This is a genomic window from Brumimicrobium aurantiacum, from assembly GCF_003402975.1.
GTDB lineage: Bacteria > Bacteroidota > Bacteroidia > Flavobacteriales_D > Crocinitomicaceae > Brumimicrobium > Brumimicrobium aurantiacum.
Window position 1 is genome coordinate 286,483 of sequence record NZ_QURB01000001.1, and the last position, 19,616, is coordinate 306,098.

19 protein-coding genes are annotated in these 19,616 nt (G+C 33.7%); 15 read left to right on the top strand and 4 right to left on the bottom strand.

Annotated features, from left to right (window positions below):
- Positions 1 to 22: 22 nt before the first annotated feature.
- A complete protein-coding gene (gene purD / locus DXU93_RS01290) occupies positions 23 to 1,297 on the bottom strand; it encodes a phosphoribosylamine--glycine ligase (protein ID WP_116879429.1) in 1,275 nt (424 codons plus the stop codon).
- A gap of 196 nt (positions 1,298 to 1,493) precedes the next feature.
- Here purD and DXU93_RS01295 point away from each other — a divergent pair, with 196 nt between their 5' ends.
- The 4 genes from DXU93_RS01295 (at position 1,494) to DXU93_RS01310 (ending at position 5,246) form a co-directional block, all read left to right on the top strand.
- Positions 1,494 to 2,792, top strand: coding sequence for a peptidoglycan DD-metalloendopeptidase family protein (locus tag DXU93_RS01295; protein ID WP_116879430.1), 1,299 nt, complete (start codon positions 1,494 to 1,496; stop codon positions 2,790 to 2,792).
- Positions 2,793 to 2,805: 13 nt separating this feature from the next.
- A complete protein-coding gene (locus DXU93_RS01300; RefSeq protein ID WP_116879431.1) occupies positions 2,806 to 3,861 on the top strand; it encodes an NAD(P)/FAD-dependent oxidoreductase in 1,056 nt (351 codons plus the stop codon).
- An 80-nt stretch (positions 3,862 to 3,941) separates the two neighbouring features.
- Positions 3,942 to 4,355, top strand: coding sequence for a BrxA/BrxB family bacilliredoxin (locus DXU93_RS01305; RefSeq protein ID WP_116879432.1), 414 nt, complete (start codon positions 3,942 to 3,944; stop codon positions 4,353 to 4,355).
- Between the two features lie 180 nt (positions 4,356 to 4,535).
- Positions 4,536 to 5,246 (top strand): glycosyltransferase family 2 protein, encoded by a 711-nt coding sequence (locus tag DXU93_RS01310; protein ID WP_165851310.1) that lies wholly within the window; start codon positions 4,536 to 4,538, stop codon positions 5,244 to 5,246.
- Here DXU93_RS01310 and DXU93_RS01315 read toward each other — a convergent pair.
- Both DXU93_RS01315 and dprA read right to left on the bottom strand, forming a co-directional pair.
- Entirely contained in the window at positions 5,232 to 7,511 is a 2,280-nt protein-coding gene (locus DXU93_RS01315) for a glycosyltransferase family protein (RefSeq protein WP_116879434.1), read from the bottom strand. The genes DXU93_RS01310 and DXU93_RS01315 overlap by 15 nt on opposite strands.
- 127 nt (positions 7,512 to 7,638) lie before the next feature.
- The gene (dprA, locus tag DXU93_RS01320; protein WP_116879435.1) at positions 7,639 to 8,754 is read right to left on the bottom strand and encodes a DNA-processing protein DprA; all 1,116 of its coding nucleotides are present in this window, start codon (positions 8,752 to 8,754) and stop codon (positions 7,639 to 7,641) included.
- A 229-nt stretch (positions 8,755 to 8,983) separates the two neighbouring features.
- Between dprA and kdsB the strand changes: the two genes are divergently transcribed.
- The 6 genes from kdsB to DXU93_RS01350 all read left to right on the top strand — a co-directional run bounded on the left by kdsB (position 8,984) and on the right by DXU93_RS01350 (position 15,767).
- Positions 8,984 to 9,706, top strand: coding sequence for a 3-deoxy-manno-octulosonate cytidylyltransferase (gene kdsB / locus DXU93_RS01325; protein WP_116879436.1), 723 nt, complete (start codon positions 8,984 to 8,986; stop codon positions 9,704 to 9,706).
- 124 nt (positions 9,707 to 9,830) lie between these two features.
- Positions 9,831 to 10,979, top strand: a complete 1,149-nt coding sequence (locus DXU93_RS01330; protein WP_116879437.1) for an HU domain-containing protein — start codon at positions 9,831 to 9,833, stop codon at positions 10,977 to 10,979.
- A 23-nt stretch (positions 10,980 to 11,002) separates the two neighbouring features.
- The gene (locus DXU93_RS01335; RefSeq protein WP_116879438.1) at positions 11,003 to 12,202 is read left to right on the top strand and encodes a C1 family peptidase; all 1,200 of its coding nucleotides are present in this window, start codon (positions 11,003 to 11,005) and stop codon (positions 12,200 to 12,202) included.
- Between the two features lie 65 nt (positions 12,203 to 12,267).
- Positions 12,268 to 13,356 carry an endonuclease/exonuclease/phosphatase family protein gene (locus DXU93_RS01340; protein WP_116879439.1) on the top strand — a complete coding sequence of 363 codons (1,089 nt, stop codon included), beginning with the start codon at positions 12,268 to 12,270 and terminating at the stop codon, positions 13,354 to 13,356.
- A 32-nt stretch (positions 13,357 to 13,388) separates the two neighbouring features.
- Positions 13,389 to 15,074, top strand: a complete 1,686-nt coding sequence (locus DXU93_RS01345; RefSeq protein WP_116879440.1) for an alpha/beta hydrolase — start codon at positions 13,389 to 13,391, stop codon at positions 15,072 to 15,074.
- A 93-nt stretch (positions 15,075 to 15,167) separates the two neighbouring features.
- Positions 15,168 to 15,767 carry an alpha-ketoglutarate-dependent dioxygenase AlkB family protein gene (locus DXU93_RS01350; RefSeq protein ID WP_116879441.1) on the top strand — a complete coding sequence of 200 codons (600 nt, stop codon included), beginning with the start codon at positions 15,168 to 15,170 and terminating at the stop codon, positions 15,765 to 15,767.
- 134 nt (positions 15,768 to 15,901) lie between these two features.
- On the opposite strand, the gene DXU93_RS01355 is transcribed toward DXU93_RS01350, so the two are convergent.
- Positions 15,902 to 16,723: a UbiA prenyltransferase family protein gene (locus DXU93_RS01355; protein ID WP_116879442.1), complete on the bottom strand. Its 822-nt coding sequence runs from the start codon at positions 16,721 to 16,723 to the stop codon at positions 15,902 to 15,904.
- A 230-nt stretch (positions 16,724 to 16,953) separates the two neighbouring features.
- Between DXU93_RS01355 and DXU93_RS01360 the strand changes: the two genes are divergently transcribed.
- From DXU93_RS01360 to DXU93_RS01380, 5 genes are all read left to right on the top strand, one after another.
- Positions 16,954 to 17,379 carry a hypothetical protein gene (locus tag DXU93_RS01360; protein ID WP_116879443.1) on the top strand — a complete coding sequence of 142 codons (426 nt, stop codon included), beginning with the start codon at positions 16,954 to 16,956 and terminating at the stop codon, positions 17,377 to 17,379.
- A gap of 64 nt (positions 17,380 to 17,443) precedes the next feature.
- Positions 17,444 to 17,968 carry a hypothetical protein gene (locus DXU93_RS01365; protein WP_116879444.1) on the top strand — a complete coding sequence of 175 codons (525 nt, stop codon included), beginning with the start codon at positions 17,444 to 17,446 and terminating at the stop codon, positions 17,966 to 17,968.
- Between the two features lie 60 nt (positions 17,969 to 18,028).
- Positions 18,029 to 18,319, top strand: a complete 291-nt coding sequence (locus tag DXU93_RS01370) for a hypothetical protein (protein WP_116879445.1) — start codon at positions 18,029 to 18,031, stop codon at positions 18,317 to 18,319.
- A complete protein-coding gene (locus tag DXU93_RS01375) occupies positions 18,306 to 18,932 on the top strand; it encodes a hypothetical protein (RefSeq protein WP_116879446.1) in 627 nt (208 codons plus the stop codon). The genes DXU93_RS01370 and DXU93_RS01375 overlap by 14 nt, the downstream gene beginning before the upstream one ends.
- Before the next feature lie 69 nt (positions 18,933 to 19,001).
- Positions 19,002 to 19,241 (top strand): hypothetical protein, encoded by a 240-nt coding sequence (locus DXU93_RS01380; protein WP_116879447.1) that lies wholly within the window; start codon positions 19,002 to 19,004, stop codon positions 19,239 to 19,241.
- Positions 19,242 to 19,616: the final 375 nt, after the last annotated feature.

Consider the following 19,616-nt stretch of genomic DNA (forward strand, 5'->3'; position numbering starts at 1 on the left):
CTAATGTAGAAAAAAAATTATGCTATATTAAATCTTGCCCTATATCTTTTCTATAGTATGCTCCTTCAAACTCAATATTTTCGATTGTAGCATAAGAAGTTTCTAATGCATCCTCAATGTCTTTTCCAAATGATGTTACAGCTAAAACTCTACCTCCAGCAGTTGTAACCGCAGGACCGTCAGAAGCTGTTCCCGCATGGAAAATCAAACTATTGTTGGCTGCATTTAATCCGTAAATCATTTTTCCTTTTTGATAAGCCTCAGGATAACCACCCGAAACCATCATTACTGTTGTAGCAGTTCTCGGATCAAATTCAATATCGCGTTCTGATAAAGTTTGCGTTGCTACACCTTCAAATAAGTCAACCAAATCTGATTTTAATCGAGGAAGAATCACCTCTGTTTCTGGATCACCTAAACGACAGTTATATTCAATAACATATGGTTCACCAGCTACTTCTATAATACCAATAAAGATAAATCCATTGTATTCAATTCCATCTGCTTTCAACCCTTTTATTGTAGGAACAATAATTTGATTGTAAACTTTATCTGAGAATTTACCTTCAGCAAATGGCACTGGAGAAACTGCTCCCATTCCACCGGTGTTTAAACCTGTATCTCCTTCTCCAATTCTTTTATAATCTTTAGCTTCTGGTAAAACCTTGAATCCATCTCCATCTGTTAATACAAATGTTGACATCTCTGTTCCTTTCAAGAATTCTTCGATCACAACTCTTGCGCCTGCTCCTCCAAATTTATTGTCCAATAACATTGAAGAAAATTCTTTTTTAGCTTCGTGTAAATCCTCTAAGATTAAAACACCTTTTCCTGCTGCTAAACCATCAGCTTTTAAAACGTAAGGAGCTTTTAAACGTTCTAAAAACGCAAAACCTTCCTTGATGGTGTCTTTTGTAAATGTTTTATGTTTTGCTGTGGGAATGTTATGACGATTCATAAAATCCTTTGCAAAATCTTTACTTCCTTCTAATTGTGAAGCTTCTTTGTTTGGTCCAATTACAGACACATTCTTCAAATCTTCGTCGGCCTTAAAAAAGTCTGAAATACCAGCTACTAATGGCGCTTCAGGACCAACAACAACCATATCAATTCCTTTTTCTAAAACAACTTTCTTCACCGCCTCAAAATCACAAGGATCAACTGAAATATTGTCTCCAAACTCTCTTGTCCCTGCGTTTCCAGGTGCAATAAATAATGCGTCTAAGGTACTGCTTCTTGATAATTTCCAAGCCAATGCATGTTCTCGTCCTCCTGAACCTAAAAGTAATATCTTCATTGTTATAAATTTGAACTGCAAAGTTAATATTTCGTTAGAATAGAAGAGAATAAGTTTCAAATTTTAGCGTTAATTCCTTCGATAAACTACCTAAAGTCATTAAATTTGGACATAAATTTTAAAGCAAAGATCGCTAATTAATTCACTAACAGCGCGTTAACCAATCTTTGCAACATATAAAGTAGCTTTAGTCGTTATGAAAAGTTTTCATTTTGCATTCTTGTTTTTCACACTCTTATTCTTCACAAATTCTTGCAGCCAATCTAAAAAGGTTGAAGTTGAAGACATCACTTTGGAAGACACTGTTTTTGTAGAGGAGGATTTGACATTCGGCTTCGATCTCGACGAGTATATTGTAAAATATGACACTGTTGAACAAGGTTGGACATGGAATAATCTTTTTGAAGATTTCGACATCAATCAATACACCATCAACACTACAGCAGAAAGGTTGAAAGACAGTTTAATCGACATGAAATATATCCTTGCTGGAAAACCTTTCATGACTTTAAAATCGAAAAAAGATACAAGCAACGCACCAAAATACTTAGTGTATGAACCTGATGTATTTTCTTATGTAACTTTTGATTTCAACTCAGATTCAGTAGGCATTCGCAAAGAAGAACGACCTATTGAAATACAAGAAAAGATGGTGAGTGGTAGAATTGAAAAAAATTCAAATCTTTCTGTGGAACTTGGAAAAAACTTTGACAATTACATGATGACTGCTGCAATTTCTGATGCAATTGAAGGCGTTTATGCATGGAGTGTTGACTTCTTTAAATTACAGGCTGGAGATAAGTTTGTTGTTTATTACGATGAAAAAAGCGTTGATGGAGTTCCCTACTCAGTAGATAAAATCAAATATGTTTGGTTTGAACATGCCAACGAAGGATTATATGCTTTTAATTTTACAGATTCGACTGGAGAGGTTTCTGGCTATTATGACGACAAAGCCAACGAAATGAAACGCCCTTTCTTAATGTCTCCAGTAAAGTTCTCTCGTATCAGTTCGTCTTTTAACATGAATAGACTACATCCAATATACAAAACGAGAAGGCCTCATTTAGGGACAGATTATGCAGCACCAACAGGAACTCCAATCTTAGCGACAGCAGACGGTACAATTTCAAAAGCTTCTCGCAGCCGTGGAAATGGAATTTATGTAAAGATCCGTCACAACAAAACATACGACACTCAGTATTTGCATATGAGCAAAATTGCCAACGGAATTCGTCCAGGTGTTAGGGTAAAACAAGGAGATGTAATTGGTTATGTAGGTTCAACGGGAGCCGCAACAGGTCCACACGTTTGTTACCGATTCTGGAAAAATGGTCGTCAAATTAATCATCGATCAGAAAAATTCCCAAAATCAGAACCAATGAAAGAAGAGGTTAAACCTGAATTTTTTGAATACATCAAACCATTGAAAGAAAAGTTAGATTTAGAAAGACTAAAACTTACTGTCACACCTGCTTTAGAACCTGAAGTGTAAACATCATTAAAACGTGAAAGTAATTATCGTTGGAGGTGGCCTTTCTGGAATTTGTCTGGCCCATCAATTAGAAAAGAATAATATTTCGTTTAGAATCATCGACCAAGGCATCAATCACAGTTCTAAGGTTGCTGCAGGGATGATCAATCCAATGACTTTCCGTAGAATGATTAAAACGTGGCGTGGTGATGACCTCATTCCTTGTTTGCAAAAATTTTATTCAGAAATTGAAAATAAAATTAATGCTCGTTTTTTCTTTCAGCGAAAACTCAGACGCGCTTTTGCCTCTCAACACGAACGAGATTTATGGATGGAACGTCTGGAGGACGATGCTTACAACAACTACATCAATTCACCTGAAAAAGACGCCCCTGAATTCTTAAATGCTCCTTTTGGAAATGGCTTTATCAATACACCTGGCTACATCGATGCAAAAGCATTTATGGAGTCTAATCACCAGTATTTCCAAGAGAAACAGCTTCTCGAATACGCACAATTTGATTTTGACAAATTAGATATTTCAGCTAAAACGTATAATGGCGAGCAATACACTCACCTCATCTTTTGTGAAGGCTTTAAAGGAGAAGACAACCCCTATTTTGGTTATCTTCCTTTTAAAAATGCGAAAGGAGAAGTTCTTAATATAGAATCTGAAACCTTTAACAAATCTGAAATACTCAATAAAAAATGCTTTATTCTTCCAACCGAATATGGTGATTTTAAATTAGGTTCTACTTATGCTTGGAACACTAAAGACCCTTCACCCACTGAAAAAGCAAAAACGGATATTCTCGAAAATTACAAATTATTAAGTTCGGCAAAAATTAAAGTCACTGGACACGAAGCAGGAATTAGACCTGCAGTTGCAGACAGAAGACCTTTAATAGGCGAACATCCAACGCAAAAAGGCCTCTATATTTTCAACGGACTTGGCGCTAAAGGATACATGATCGCTCCTTACTTTGCTATTGCATTTATTGAGAACTTGTTAAATGGTAAAGAATTAGACAAAGAAGTCGACATTCAACGATTTTACAAGAAGTACTTCCTGCCCAAAAATTCAATTTAAGTTAAAATAAAGTTTAAAAAATCTTTTATTCAAACTTTGCTTATTAACTTTGTCCAAACGAAATTTTAAAAATTAGATATATGTATCCACCAGAACTAGTTGCTCCAATGAAGGAAGATTTAACTTCAGTAGGATTCAAGGACTTAACATCACCAGAAGATGTTGACAACATGATCAAGGATTCTAAAGGAACCTTATTAATGGTTGTAAACAGTGTATGTGGTTGTGCTGCTGGAAATATGCGTCCAGGTGTAAAACACTCACTTACAGGAGAGGTAAAACCAGATGCAATGGCAACAGTTTTTGCTGGTGTTGACGGTGAAGCGACAAACCAAGCAAGAAAATACTTTTTGCCTTACCCTCCATCTTCTCCATCTGTTGCTTTATTTAAAGATGGAAAATTAGTACACTTCTTAGAGCGTCATCATATTGAGGGTGTTACGGCTCAAATGATTTCTGACAATCTACAAGAAGCATACAAAGAATTTAAGTAGTTTTGATTATAATTCAAAACTGAAGTACAAAGCTTTATAACTTTAGAGAGCAATAAGAGAAATCTTGTTGCTCTTCTTGTTTTTAGGCAATTCAATGAACACTAAAGCCAAATAAACAATATAAGATAATTTAGCCCGTTCATTTCTTTTTGAGAAATGTCTGATTAAATTCGCATGACAATGCAAACATCACAGTCTTTTACAATTGTTTTACCTTGCTACAACCCTATCATTGGTTGGGAAGAAACAGTTGTTGATGTTTACCAAGAATTAAAAAAGAGACTAGCGATAGAAATTGATTTAGTAATCGTCAATGATGGTTCTACAAAAAATGTTTCTCGAAAGGAAATTGACTATTTGGAATCAAAAATTCCACTTTTAAAATACATTTCCTATGCAGAAAATCGTGGTAAAGGATATGCTTTGAGGAAAGGAGTAGAAAATGTTCAAAATTTCCCAGTTGTCTATACAGATATTGACTTTCCTTATACTACAGAGAGCTTTCTTTCCATCTACAAAACGGTCAATCAAGGAAAGGTGGATGTCGCTTTAGGAAATAGGGACCAGTCTTACTACGAAAACACACCTTTGGTTCGCAAGCTAATATCACAAACCTTAAGAGCTTCTTTTAAATTCTTTTTAAAACTCCCAACTGATGACACACAATGTGGAATAAAAGGATTCAATGAAAAAGGAGCCTTGTTATTTTTGACCACCACAATTGATCGATTTTTATTTGATCTAGAGTTTGTAAAACTGATTGGAAAAAGAAAATTAAAGTATTCAACTGTTCATGTTGATTTAAAACCAAACATTGTGTTCAGCAAGGTAAACCCAAAAATTCTAGCAAAGGAATCATTTAATTTCTTGAAAGTTTTAATGCGAAAATGATTTAACCGAAATCCAATCATTATTATAAACAACAAATTCCTCCCCATCTTTTAACTCTTCCTTAAACAAGGATGGATCTCCTACTTTCTGAATCAGTATTTCATCAATCACAAAAGTAGCATCGGAAGCTTTTGTTGATAGAACAAAACGAGAAGTCTTTACATTTTCATCAACTTCAAAATCAAAGCTTGCACGAATCCAATCTCCAACAATTAAATTACTCTCTCGAATTTTAACAATATCTGACCAAACCGATTTCCTTACTGCATAATCATGTTCTATAAATCCAAACTGATTCACACGATCAACTTTCATATTATACCAAAAGCTACAACGATAAGTACCAGGAGTAGGAAAATCTAAACTGTCTAATATTATATCATATTCATGTTTTACTGATTCAAAAGCTCCTTCACCAGCCATGGCAAGATCACTTTTTTGATTCTCAAAACCTTCGTAGAAAAACCATACTTCATTGGTATCTGCTCTCCAATTATTAGACAAGATATGATTGGCAGCTTCATTCTGAGTAAGTACCGCATCAAAAGCTTTGGAATTGTTCCAATTTTCTTTTGAAAAGTGATATACCTTAAACTCGTCATTTTCGTAACGTAATTCACTGGTATTGACGATGCGTTTTTCATTAGGGTTTAGCTCCTCCTTATTCATCATCACAACTATTTCACTTTCTTCAGGGATATGATCAAAAATGTGTTTTTCAATATAATCTGGAGCAAACAAATTATGCATCAAAACAGCCTCTTGTACCGATGTTCGCGATGTCACCGTATTCAGCAAAGGGGTTTGTGTATGAAAACTCAACATCATCGCTTCAAAACTTGCTTTTTCTGAACCTTGAAGAACAATATTTTCACTAGATAAATGTGTAAAAGGTAAAAATAAGACCGCATCATAATTTTGCTGATTTGTCCATTCAACCAGTTCACTCAATTCTTCAGAAAGATGTTCTTTTTTAAAGGTATTTTGATGTTCAGAAATTGAATTCGAAACGTCTTGATGTGCTGGGATTATTTCTAAGAAAGTAGCTGTAATTCCAAGTATATAAAACGCTTTAATAGGTGTTTTAAAACGTTTTGAAACAGAAAATAAATATTGTAGAAAAACAACCATAGACACTGTTAACACATAGAAATAAACCCATGTAAAACGTCCCAACACTCTAAATTGCTTAAGCGGAGTTAACAGATCAACAATTGGCTTAAAAAATTCATACTTAAATGGAATACAAAATGAAAAAAGCAACACTAAAAAACCCGCTAAGTGGACTTTAAAAATGGATTGAGAAAATATCTCCTTTCTATCCAGTTTCCAGAAGTTGAAGATTAAAAACAACAATGCTAAAACCATCAAAACGATGGTAAAAAACCCAAGGTAAGACCACGTTTCCCATTTTACTGCACCCAAAGAAAACAAATCAATCATAAATGAAAAAGGCCCATGATGAGGAAAAAGCAAGGAATTCCAATCTGCATAGTAATCAAAGAACCCAACAGGAGTTTTCATCCGGTCACTGTGTGAATCGGTGAAAGCCACTATGACTTGAAACAAAACGATGATGAACAAAATTGGAGCTCCAATTTTTATTAAATAAAGCTTCCATTCTTTCGTATTGAATAACCAAAAAACAAAACCATAACTCAGTCCAAAAACTGAAATAATTAGACCCAAATACGGATGAGTAAAAAATGTCCAAATCAAAAGTAACACATAAAGCGCAAGCCATAATCGACGATTAGAATGGGTTAACTGGATTAACAGCCACCACATTAAAGGAATCGCGAATGAATAAGAGAGTGACAAATGTCCAGACATTCGAAACAATTGTGGAGTCATAAATGCAATAGTGATACTTGACAAAAAGCACCAGAAACGCTGAACCCCATAATGTTTCAATATTTTAAAGAGGAAAAATACCGCAATCGGGATTGAAATAAGCATAAGGAAATTGAGTATTCCAATTCCATAATTCGAGAGTCCAAGAAGGTTGATACAATAAGACAATAAAGGATGTCCATCAGTATATACAATATGTTCATTGAAAGGGTAATTCATTCCAGTAAAACCCCAAAATGAATCATCGTGTTTTGCATGATATAAGTAGGTATAATAATTCTTTATACCATCTCCATCACCTGCAAATAAAACATCATTAAGTCGAAAGAAAATGGAATGATTAAATCCGTAGACAATCAATAATGCTACCAAGAAAACTACTGTTTCCAATTTAAAAAAAAGTTTCCTCATGTACAGTTACTTAATGTTTTCATAGCAATCAGTTTGGTCATACCACTTTCCAGTTTTACAAATATATAAAATCGATTGAGCACGACTGTTTTAAAAATAATATAAACTTGCGGAATCAAAACACTTCTCAACACAAACGACTCAAGGTATATTTCTTTCCAGGTAAAGTCATCACCACACCACGTAGTTCTAAACCAAGCAAGAGACTACTTAAAAAGTTTACTGGCTTTTTCAATCGGACAGACAATACATCCAATGAAATTTTCTCAAATTCCTTAATTGTTTTTACTACTGATTTTTCGTCTCCATTCAATCCTTCAAACAAATCCGTTTGCACCACTGCCTCTTTGTCTTCAACCTTCCAGTCCATCAATCGGATCAAATCTTTACCATTTGTAATGAGATGAGCCTTACTTTCACTGATCAAACGATTACAGCCTTTTGAAAAAGGACGATCCACATTTCCTGGGAAAGCAAAAACATCTCTACTGTATCCATTGGCAATATAAGCTGTAATTAAAGAACCTCCTTTTGCTCCACTTTCAATTACGATTGTTGCATCAGTCATTCCTGCAACTATTCTATTTCGTTGTGGGAAATTCTCTCTATCAGGTTTGGTATTGTGTGGAAATTCTGTTAACAAACCACATCCTTTAGTTTCAATCATTTTTCGTGCAATGTTTTTATGAGCACTTGGATAAACCCTATCTAAACCGTGTCCTAAAACTCCGATGGTCGGGATGCCATGCTCCAAACATTTTTCGTGGGTATAACCATCCACGCCATAAGCTAATCCAGAAACTACTTGAACGTTATAAGGTGCAATGGCAGCAATCAATTCATTTATCAATTGCTTTCCATAGCTGGTCATGTTTCTTGTTCCGACAATTGCTATGGTTTTGGGTGGATTAAAATCAAAGTTTCCTTGGTGATACAACAAAATTGGGCCATCAGAACATTCTTTTAATCTCCTAGGATAGTCCTTATGGGTAAAAAATGTTGAATCGATATTGTGCTTTTCAACATAATCGACAATAGACTTCGCTTCATTTAAGGCTTTTGCACGATTAAGTTTACGAAAGCGTTCTTTAGCAAAACCAGGAATTGCCGTTCGCAGATTTATTTTATCCTCAAATAATTTGGATTCACTACCGAGATAGGCCAATAAAACTTTTGCTTTTCGCGCTCCGACTCCTTCTAATCGGGTTAACGCCACTTGGTGATTAAGGTGGTTAACTTTCAAATCTTTACTTTTTAATTTAGGTTAAATACTGCTTGACGTAAACACACATAATCAGCGATTTACATCAAAACACTATCTAAGATAAGAGAATTTATTCCAATTAAAAAACTCTTTTCCATTTTTTATTTAAAAAATAATCTGCCTATCTCTAAGCTAAAATCTAGTGCATATCGATCAATTTTTTATTATAAATAATATCTTTAAGCAGAATTAAAATCTTCTCAAAACAATGAAAAAACTCGCAATTATTCCTGCCAGATATGCTTCAACACGTTTTCCTGGAAAACCACTTATTGATTTAGCCGGAAAAACGATGATTCAACGTGTTTGGGAAGGTGTTTACAATTCAAATCAATTTGATGATTTAGTCGTTGCAACAGACCATGAAAAAATCGCAGATCATGTAAAAGAATTTGGAGGAAAAGTAATCCTTACAAAATCTACACATGAAAGCGGAACTGATCGTTGTGGTGAAGTTATTGAGCATTTTTCAGACTTCGATATTGTTGTCAACATCCAAGGTGATGAACCGCTTGTTGATGCAGAACAATTGCGTTTATTACTCTCTGCGTTTGAAAATTCTGAGGTTGAAATTGCCACACTAGGCTCACCTAAAATCAATGTTGCTGATGTAAAGGATTCCAACAGAATTAAAGTGGTCGTCAATCATCAATCTGATGCATTATATTTCTCTAGAAGTCCTATTCCATTTGAAAGAAACGATGAAGGTTATCCTTTCTTAAAACACATTGGTTTGTACGGATTTAGAACCAAAACATTAAAGCAACTGGTAAAACTAACTCCAACAACTTTAGAAAAAACAGAAAGTTTAGAACAACTAAGATGGATGTATTATGGGTATAAAATCAGGGTTGTTGAGACCTCAATTGAGACGCCAAATATAGATACGCCAGAAGATGTTGAGCTTGTTTTAGCAAAATTAAAAAGTTAAAATACACAGATTATCAAACACTTGAAAACTTAATTCAATATAAGTGCAATTATCCGTCTCATTTTTGAAACATTTAAGACGGCTTTCAGTATACTTAAAACTTTAAATTTGTATATTTGTTACTATGACACATTTGGACGCCATTCTCGGAACATTACTTTTACGCAATAATTGCGTTGTAATCCCTTCATTTGGAGGTTTTGTAGCCAATAATGTATCTGCAAAAGTAGATGTAAAAAATGGGTTAATTACTCCACCAAGTAAAGCTTTAAGTTTCAATAAAAACTTGAGTAATAATGACGGATTAATTATAAGTCAACTTGCAAGTGACCGCCAAATATCTTTTGATGATGCACAAAGCATTATTTCAAAAGAAGTTCAACAAATCAAAGCACAGTTAAACGAAGGAAAAAGAGTTCATTTCCACAATGTTGGTTTTTTATACACCAATACTGCTGGAAAAATAGCATTTGAACAAGATCGTTTTTTCAATCTTTTACTTTCTTCATATGGAATGAGCAGTGTTCAATTCATTAGCGAAGAAGAAAAGATAGAAACAGTTCAAACCGTTGAAACGATAACTCCATCATTTACTGCAGAAGCAGCGATTGAAGAGGAGCATATTCAGGAACAAAACACTGATGATGCAAAAGAAATTGAGCACCCAGCTGTTGGTACAAAATCTTCGAGCAATATTCTTCGAAAACTTGTCAAATACGCAGCTGTTGCGGCCTTGGTTCCTGTTGCGTTTTATAGCTTCTGGATTCCAATGAAAACAGATGTTCTACAATCAGGAGTTGTTTACACAGAAGATTTCAATCCATTCAATGGGAAGTCAGACACTAAATACCAACCAGATGTACAAGCAGAATCCTTAACGATAGACGAAGTTAAACCATCAACGGAACTTACTTCAATTACTGAGAATCTTAATTCCTCGACACCTATCTTTACCTATCCATTGGATGAGGATTTGTTTATCCCTGTTTGGAGAAAGGTTGAAACAACAACCAAAGCTGAAGTTAAAGAAGAAATCATCAATGCAATTCCATCCAATAGTTATCATGCTATTGTAGGATGTTTTAGTGACCCTTCAAATGCTAGTGATTTAATTACAAAATTAAAATCAAAAGGATTTAACGCCTACAAAGTTGATGTTAAAGGTGGTTTACACCGTGTTTCTGCTGGAAACGTTACGAAGAGATCTGAGATTTCTTCATTGAAACAACAACTTATACCAACAGAATTACCTGTTTGGATTCTTAAAAAATAATATATTTTAAATTTATTAATGTTATGAAAAAAATTATTCTTTCTCTTGCGGTATTTTCTGCGGGATTAATTGCCTATGCGCAAAACACAAATACTGAAGGATCAAGTTACTCTTTTACTGAAGTAGCTCACCATGATGCAACACCAGTATTATCTCAAGGATACACAGGAACGTGTTGGAGTTTTTCTGCTTTGTCATTTTTTGAATCAGAAATGATCAGAAAAGGAGTTGAGAATCCACCAATTTTATCTCAGATGTATATCGCTAGAAAGGCATACGAAGGAAAAGCAGAGAACTATATCAGAATGGATGGTAAAAGCAACTTCTCTCAAGGTGGAGCTTTCCATGATATTCCTTACGTTTTTGAAAGATATGGAATTGTTCCAATCGAAGCGTATGAAGGTTTGAACTACGGAACAGACAAACACAACCATAAAGAAGTGTACAGTGTATTGAATGGATACATGGGTGGTGTTCTGAATTATGTTGACAACAAAGGGGATGCTGCATTATCTAAAAACTGGAAAGCTGGATTGAGTGGTATTTTAGACGCATATCTTGGTGAAGACCCTACAACATTTACTTATGAAGGGAAGGAATATACACCAAAATCTTTTGCAGAGTCTACAAAGTTGAACATGGATGACTACGTTTCTTTGACTTCATTTACACATTTCCCAATGCATGAAGAAGTACAATTGTTAATTCCTGACAACTGGTCAAACGGAACAAGTTACAATGTTTCAATGGATGAATTATTGGAAGCTACAGTAAGCGCTTTAGAAAACGGATATACTGTTGCCTGGGGAGCTGATGTTTCTGAAAAAGGATTTAACTTTGGAAAAGGTTTAGCGATTGTTCCTGAAGACGAAAGTACAATTAAGGTACGTGGAAGAGACAATTCAAACTTCTCTGATGCTGGTGCTTCAAAAGAGTCAAATGCATTTTTAACGCCAGTTAAAGAAATCACTGTTACACCTGAAATGCGTCAAGAAGGTTATGATAACAAAACAACAACTGACGATCATGGAATGCACATTACAGGGCTTTATGAAGAAGCAAACGGAACAAGATATTTCTTAGTAAAGAATTCTTGGGGAACAGGAAATTACCCAGAAGGATATCTTTATGTTTCTGAAAACTACTTCAAATTGAAAACCATCAATGTTTATTTACACAAGGATGGTATTCCAAAAGGAATCTCGAAAAAAATCATGAAATAAATTAATTTAAGGGGAAGCAATTCCCCTTTTTTTTGCCTTATATCAATTGACTCATTTTACAACTCATGACAATTAAAAATTTACTTTACTTCGCCATCGCTTCATCAATTCTTGTAGCCTGTGGAAATGGTGAAAAGCGACAAGATTCAAAGCAAAACACAACAGTTAAAGAAGACAGTGTTTATCCTCATGAATTATTGAAAACGTATGAAGATCATCCTTTTTTCTTCTACAATGTTGAGAATCTTTTTGACACTATTGACGATCCAGAAACTATTGACGAAGCATTTTTGCCGGAAAGCGAAAAAGAATGGACAGGAGAAAGGTTTGAAGACAAACTAGAAAAGTTGGCAGAAGTGTTAACACATCCTTCTGAGAACAACCCATTATTTATTGGATTGGCTGAAATCGAAAATCGTTTTGTGGTTTTAGATTTAGTAAAAAAAGGAAGATTAGCACAGAGTAATTACAGAGTTGTTCATTCTGATGCACCTGATGTACGAGGAATTGACGTTGCGTTTGTTTATGACAATGAACGTTTCAAAATTCAATACAACGAAGCCATTGACTTGTCAATACCAAACGAACCAGATTATAAAACACGTGACATTCTTTATGTTAAAGGTTTGCTGAAAGATAGTGTTGACCTTCATGTTTTTGTAAACCACTGGTCTTCGCGAAGAGGTGGTGCAGAGGAAAGTGAATATAAGAGAATTAATGCAGCAAAAGCATTGGTTTATAAAACTGATTCTATCAGAAATACAGATGCGGAGGCTAGAATCATTATTATGGGAGACTTCAACGATTACCCAACAAATAAATCAATTCGTGAGGTTTTAGGCGCAGATATTGCCTCAAACGCATCTAATTTTGTGAATTTAACATTGCCAATGCACGAAGAAGGAATAGGAAGTTACAATTATCGTGGCGACTGGGGAATGTTGGATCAATTTATTGTTTCTCCAAGCTTAGTTGCTCCAGAGAAAGGTTTACATATTCAAGAAAGTAAAGCGTATTTAGTTGACGATGATAAATTCATGTATTTCAACAAAAAAGGAGAGAAATCACCAAGTAGAACATATGGAGGTCCTAATTATTATGGAGGTTATTCAGATCATTTAGCGATTTACGGGTATCTAAAAATGAATCAATAAAGTTTTTTACAAGAAACAACACAACTAAAGTCGTGAAAAAAAAGCTAGTCAAATTAGCATCTGTTCTCTTTCCTACTACAATCACAAAGTTTGCTTTTGATCAATTGATGAATCCTCAAGTGCGAAAATTACGTCAAAATGAATTGGAAGTTTTGGACAAAGCAGAAAAAGAAACATTCAAGTTTAATGACTTTGATATTCAACTTTACACTTGGAAAGGAGGAGGTAAAACAGTCTTTTTAATTCATGGATGGGAAGGTCAAGCAGGAAATTTTTCAGATTTTATAGCTCCACTTTTAAAAGACGGTTACACAATCTACGCTTTTGACGGACCATCTCACGGCTTTAGTAGCAAAGGAGAAACTAGCTTGCTTGAATTTGCGAATCTTGTTGGTGTTTTAATTGATAAATACAAGGTCAACAATTTAATCAGCCACTCTTTTGGTGGAGTTGCGACAACTTATGCCTTACACAACAATCCTGATTTAGAAATTGACAAATATGCTTTAATCACTACTCCAGACAAATTTGAAGAACGAATCGACGATGTTGCTGAAATGGTAGGCATCAACGAAAAGGTAAAAAGTAAGTTAATCACTAAATTAGAGAAAGAGACGAACATGGATGTCCTATCACTTAATGTTAGTGATTTTGTTAAAAATGTAAACGTAAAAAATGCAATTATTTTCCATGACAAAAATGATAAGGTGATTCCTATTGAACGCTCACGCAACGTTCAAAAAAACTGGAATGTTTGCGATTTTAAAGAAGTTGAAGGAACAGGACATTTTCGTATATTGAGAACGAAAGAGGTGATTGAGGGAGTTGTTGAGTATTTGGCAAAGAAAAATAAACCTTCAAGACCTAAGAAACTTACAAAGAAACTAGAAAGAGAATTCTTCAAACTCATCATCGATGAAGAATTTGACTATTCAACTAAAATCCAGGAGTATTTAATTCAATTTCCAGCTTTGGCTAATTCTGTTGTTACGGGAATGTCAAAAGGAATTGATGGATTTTCATCTTTGATGCTCGCAGTAAGATTTTACAATTTTAATGCAGCAAAAATTCTGGTTCAGAATGGAGCAAATGTGAATTTTATAGATTCATCTGATGTTAGAGAAAGGCATTATCCAATTTTCATTGATTATATTGAAATGATGAGGAATCTAATTGAAGGCAAGCAACCAAAATTGATAGAAAGCGGATTTGAATTATGGGATTTGTTTGACGAAAATGGCTTAGATTACTCCATAAAATCAATAAGTAATGACGGATGCAATACGCCTGACAGCTATATTGAAGCTTTTATTCGATTAATAGGTGTGAAATACAAAAACAAGCATTTAGTTCACAATGAATATAAATATGACCCTCCAAATCCTTCAATAAATATATATCGATTTAGCAATGAAAGTCAGGATAAGTCTAAAGAAAGTTTCTATAAAAGAATGGCAATACGCTTATTAGAAAAAATAAGTGTTCAACAATTGAAAGAGGTGGATGCGAGCAATTATCGATCATTTTCAAGCGCTATTTTACCTTTTTACATAGAAAACGGATATGTTGATAACTATGTATTATCATTAGTAAATCACCTCATCAAAAAGAAACATGGTTTTGAATTGAAGAACATAAAAAGTTTAGAATCATTCAAAATGAGATCAGTAGAAATTGGAATAGAAAGATTTTCAACCATTGAATATCAATATGATTAAAGTGAAATCTTTAGAGATAGGTGTATTTGGGAGATAAATAGTATTCCTTGAATTCCCTTTAAAATAATTCGATCTGATTTACTAATTTTGAATATGGACTTATTCAATACCAAACTCAACATCCTTCCATTTGACGGTGAAGTAGATTACTATGGACCTGTGCTCTCACAATCTCAAGCGCAAGAGTATTTTGAAAAGTTAATGTCGAAAATTGAATGGAAAAACGATAAAGCCATTATCTACGGAAAACTAATCGTTACGAAAAGAAAGGTAGCTTGGTACGGAGACGAACCCTTCGAATACACCTATTCAAAAACAACAAAATCAGCATTGCCTTGGACCAAAGAACTTTTAGAATTAAAGGAAATTATCGAAGAAAAATCTGGTGAAACTTACAATTCTTGTTTGCTGAATCTCTACCACAGTGGAGAAGAAGGAATGGCGTGGCACAGCGATGCAGAAAAAGATTTAAAGAAAAACGGTGCAATAGCATCACTTAGTTTTGGAGCTGAACGAAAATTCCTATTCAAACATAAAGAAACTAAACAAAACGTTTCTGTAATTTTAGAAAAAGGCAGTTTGCTCGTAATGAAAGGTACAACACAAACGAATTGGCTACATCGATTACCGCCCACCAAAAAGGTAAAAACTCCAAGAATTAACCTAACTTTCAGGACGATAGTTGAGGAATAGATAAATAAGTAAAATTCCATCCCTATTTCTAAAGAACCGTTTAATCCCAACGGGATGTTATAATTTAATTTAGAACGATAGGCCTAAAGGAAAGTAAACAATATCCCGAAGTCTTAAAAGAACCATAGATCTACTCACAACACATAAATCAACAAAGCAAAAACGATAATCCATCCATCGATAATTCCCGAATAAAACATCTCATGTCGCTTCGTTGCGCTGAGGAGGACTAAGATTGCCAACCCCAAATAACTTACTCCAAACCACAAAAGGTGATTGATAACAGGAAAGTAAAAATAAAGACAGATTGCACTTATACTTAAAAATAACAAGGCTATGATTTTAGCACCAAATGCTCCAAAAACTTGTGGAATCGTTGATTTCTGTTTTTTGTCATACACCAAATCTCGAATATCAAAAGGAACTGTTGCCGCAAGAATAAAAAAGAAAATGGCCAAACCCAATCCTTTTGGAAAGTCTGTTGAACTAGCAATTCTCATATAAGGCCAATAAACGCAAACAAGTGCCCATTGCGCAGCAATCAAATAGATTTTTGCATGTGGAATGTCGCGTAATGCCATCGATTTTGGATGAATTTTCATGGCATAAAGCACACCGATTATGGCACTAAAAGCCAAGAACCAAAAATCGATATTCCAACCCAAAACTAAAAAGTAAATGAGTACCGCACCAACAATTCCAACACCAGCAAGGATTTTTATAAAAAGGGTGTGATTTTCTATCCAATGGTGACGAGCCGAAGACTTCACTTTGATTTCTCCTAATCGCAAAATACGCTGAATGTTATAAATGAAAAGTGTGGCAAAGAAAACCGTAAATCCAATTCCAACATCATGCGGATTACCAAGCTGCACAGCGCAAGCATAAGCCAAAGACCCAGCAGAAGTACTTACTAGCAGGTTACTGTATATTAGATATTGAAGAAATCGCATCATTAATCGCAAAATTACGTAAACCGAGTTCAACGAAGTTAGTATATTGAAAATAACATTTCAAAATCAACCGGTTTTTCTTTTTATATTTATGCTAACGTATGATTTTTCTTTTAGCACATTATGGCAAATAGTAGAATTATAATACTGATGTTATGAGAAGGTTGATTTTTTATATAGTACTTTCCTTGTGTTTATTTGGCCATACCCATTGTGCTTTAAATTCAAAATCTATGATTACGCAAAAGATACAGCATAGCAAGTTTAAAATTAACATCAATTATCCAGAGCATGATATTTATAGAAATAAGGTCGAAATTGTGATAGAAAATACATCGGACGAAGTTTGGGAAATAAGCTCTCCTCGATGCTATATTAATACCATTCCTTTTTTGAATGATATCAATGGCAAACACATTTCTCCAGTCAAGATAAAATTGGATTCAGATTGTTTAGATGATTTTACATTGATTAACAATGGGGAAATTAAAAAGGTCATTTATAACTATTCAATTGCTGATTTATACCCAAACTTAGACTCTGGGAAATATAATATTCATTTTTCCTATCAAGGAGAAATAAAAAACCAAAATGGTGTAGTCTTTAAACTTGATGAAAGTTTAAATAGCTCAAAAGAACAAATAGAAATTGTAAAATAGAAACCTGTAAAGATCAAATATTATGATAAAAAAATATTTTCTATCCATCTTTAACTATCCAACGATGAGAATAAACGCAATAATTTCAATCCTTTTAACTTCATTCTTATTTGGAAGTTGTATAGTTTATGAAAACACCTCCAGAGTTAAAGAATGTTATAAATCTCAAACAGACTGTAAAGAAATATGTTTTCAAATTAGAAAACCTGAGAGAGTGATTCCTTTACTAGTTATGTTGTATAGTTTTCAATTGAGTAATGATCCATATATGATAGAAATGAAGACCTCATGTAATAATGATTCCATTAATTTGATAAGTTTCAATTATGAAGTTTATAATATTTTAGGAGAACTAGTCATTAAAGATTCAATTTACAATGACTTTACGTCAAAAAAAATCTCACCATATTACACTTTGATTAAGTGCAAGGTTGAGCTACCTGTGTTATCAAAAAAGTTTCATGAGGATAGTCTTTACTTAAATTTTGAAGGCAAATTTTTAGAAACTAATGGAGATACTTCTACTCTAAAAGTTCAAGAATTATATTTGGAGCCTACTAAAATTAATGATTTTTGGCGGGTGTTTTAAGAATAAAAATTAATTTTATCTTTAATGAAAGGCTTATTTAATTAATGTAATTAAAACTTTATGAAAGCAACACTATTATTAACATTACTCCTGATATCTATATCTTGCAAAAAAGATGAGCCTATCAAAAATTATCTTTCTGAACCACCCGTTTTAAAAGGTTTTAACATCAGGGACGGCAATGGGGTTTTAATGCAAAAAATAGGAATACCGAACGTTAAATATTCAGAAGATCCAGAGAGCGGAAAGCAAACTTTTGTTTTAAATTCTAATCTAAATTCAACTACTAATTTTTCTTCAGTTAGTTTAGTATTAACATTAGTTATATTTTTTAGATATGAAAAAAAGTAAATTTATTTTAATTATTAGTGTTATAGTGATAACGACTAATGCTATGGGCCAATGGGAGAACTTGGTTTCGAATTATAGTTTTGAAAAAGCGACTAATGATTTTAATAGAAATGCAACCAAATTAAAAGATGATACCGTTCCTAAAATAAAATCCCATGGTATATATTTAGAGTTACTTGGCAGAAATGGAGCATACTCGTTGGGATACGAGACTGTAGGAAATTATGGTGTAGGATTAGGAATTGGAACTTCAGTAAACCAGCATTCAGTTCCTGAAGTTAAATTTTTAAACTACAGTTTTAATGTATCTCCATTTTACGAATTTGGAGAGAACATAGGAGTTAGAGTTGGTTTTAACACTACTTTTAGCATAAATCCAATTACATTTACAAGCAATCTAGATTTTTTACACCCAGCAGATAAACCTCCAATTTATAGAGTTGTTCCAGCTAATTCTTTAGGCGTTTATTATAAAACGAAAAATCAAAAATATCAGTTTTTAGTCAACTCTTATCTTTTATATCAAATCTCAATTTATGAGAATCGAAATAGTTCACAAATTTTGCCTTGGTTTGGGGTTCAATTTAAGTATAATATTAAAAACAATAATTAATGAGAAAATTCATAATTTATTTATTATTTCTATTTCAAGTTTTATGTTAAATAGACTAAATCCAGCACCATGAAAACAACAATCTTTACAACATTTATATTCCTCACAGGAATAACATTCGCTCAGAACGAGGTAGCCTACACCTACGATGATGCTGGCAACCGCATCAAAAGAGAAAGTACGGGCAGTAGTATTATCATTCAACCCAGCAACAATGAAACTACAGCATTGGAAAACTTATCTACAGCGGAATTGATTTACAAGCACAGCCCAATCCAGCATCCAAAGAAACTAAAGTTTCCGTGTTAATGGATCAAGAAACAGTTAATGAAGAACATAAAAATGCAATAGAATCAGGCATAATTATGCAATTGATTGTTGTACTCTAAATATATATTTATTATCCATGATTTATTTTTTTAATACTCCTGTTAATATTAATAATATTGCTGCTCCTCCTACAATTACATGCGCCCAGAATAAAATGTACTGAATGAAACCTACCATAATCTATTTCTCTTTTATTTCGTTACTAAACATCGACATGAGCTATCCCCTAAAATAAAAATCATATAACTTGAATATTCCCAATCTACCATCTTGATCACTGAAAGCCAATTTCGAAGGGCAGTTTTACTTTGTGTATTCTTCTTAATCAGATAAACACTCATTTATTTAGGTTAA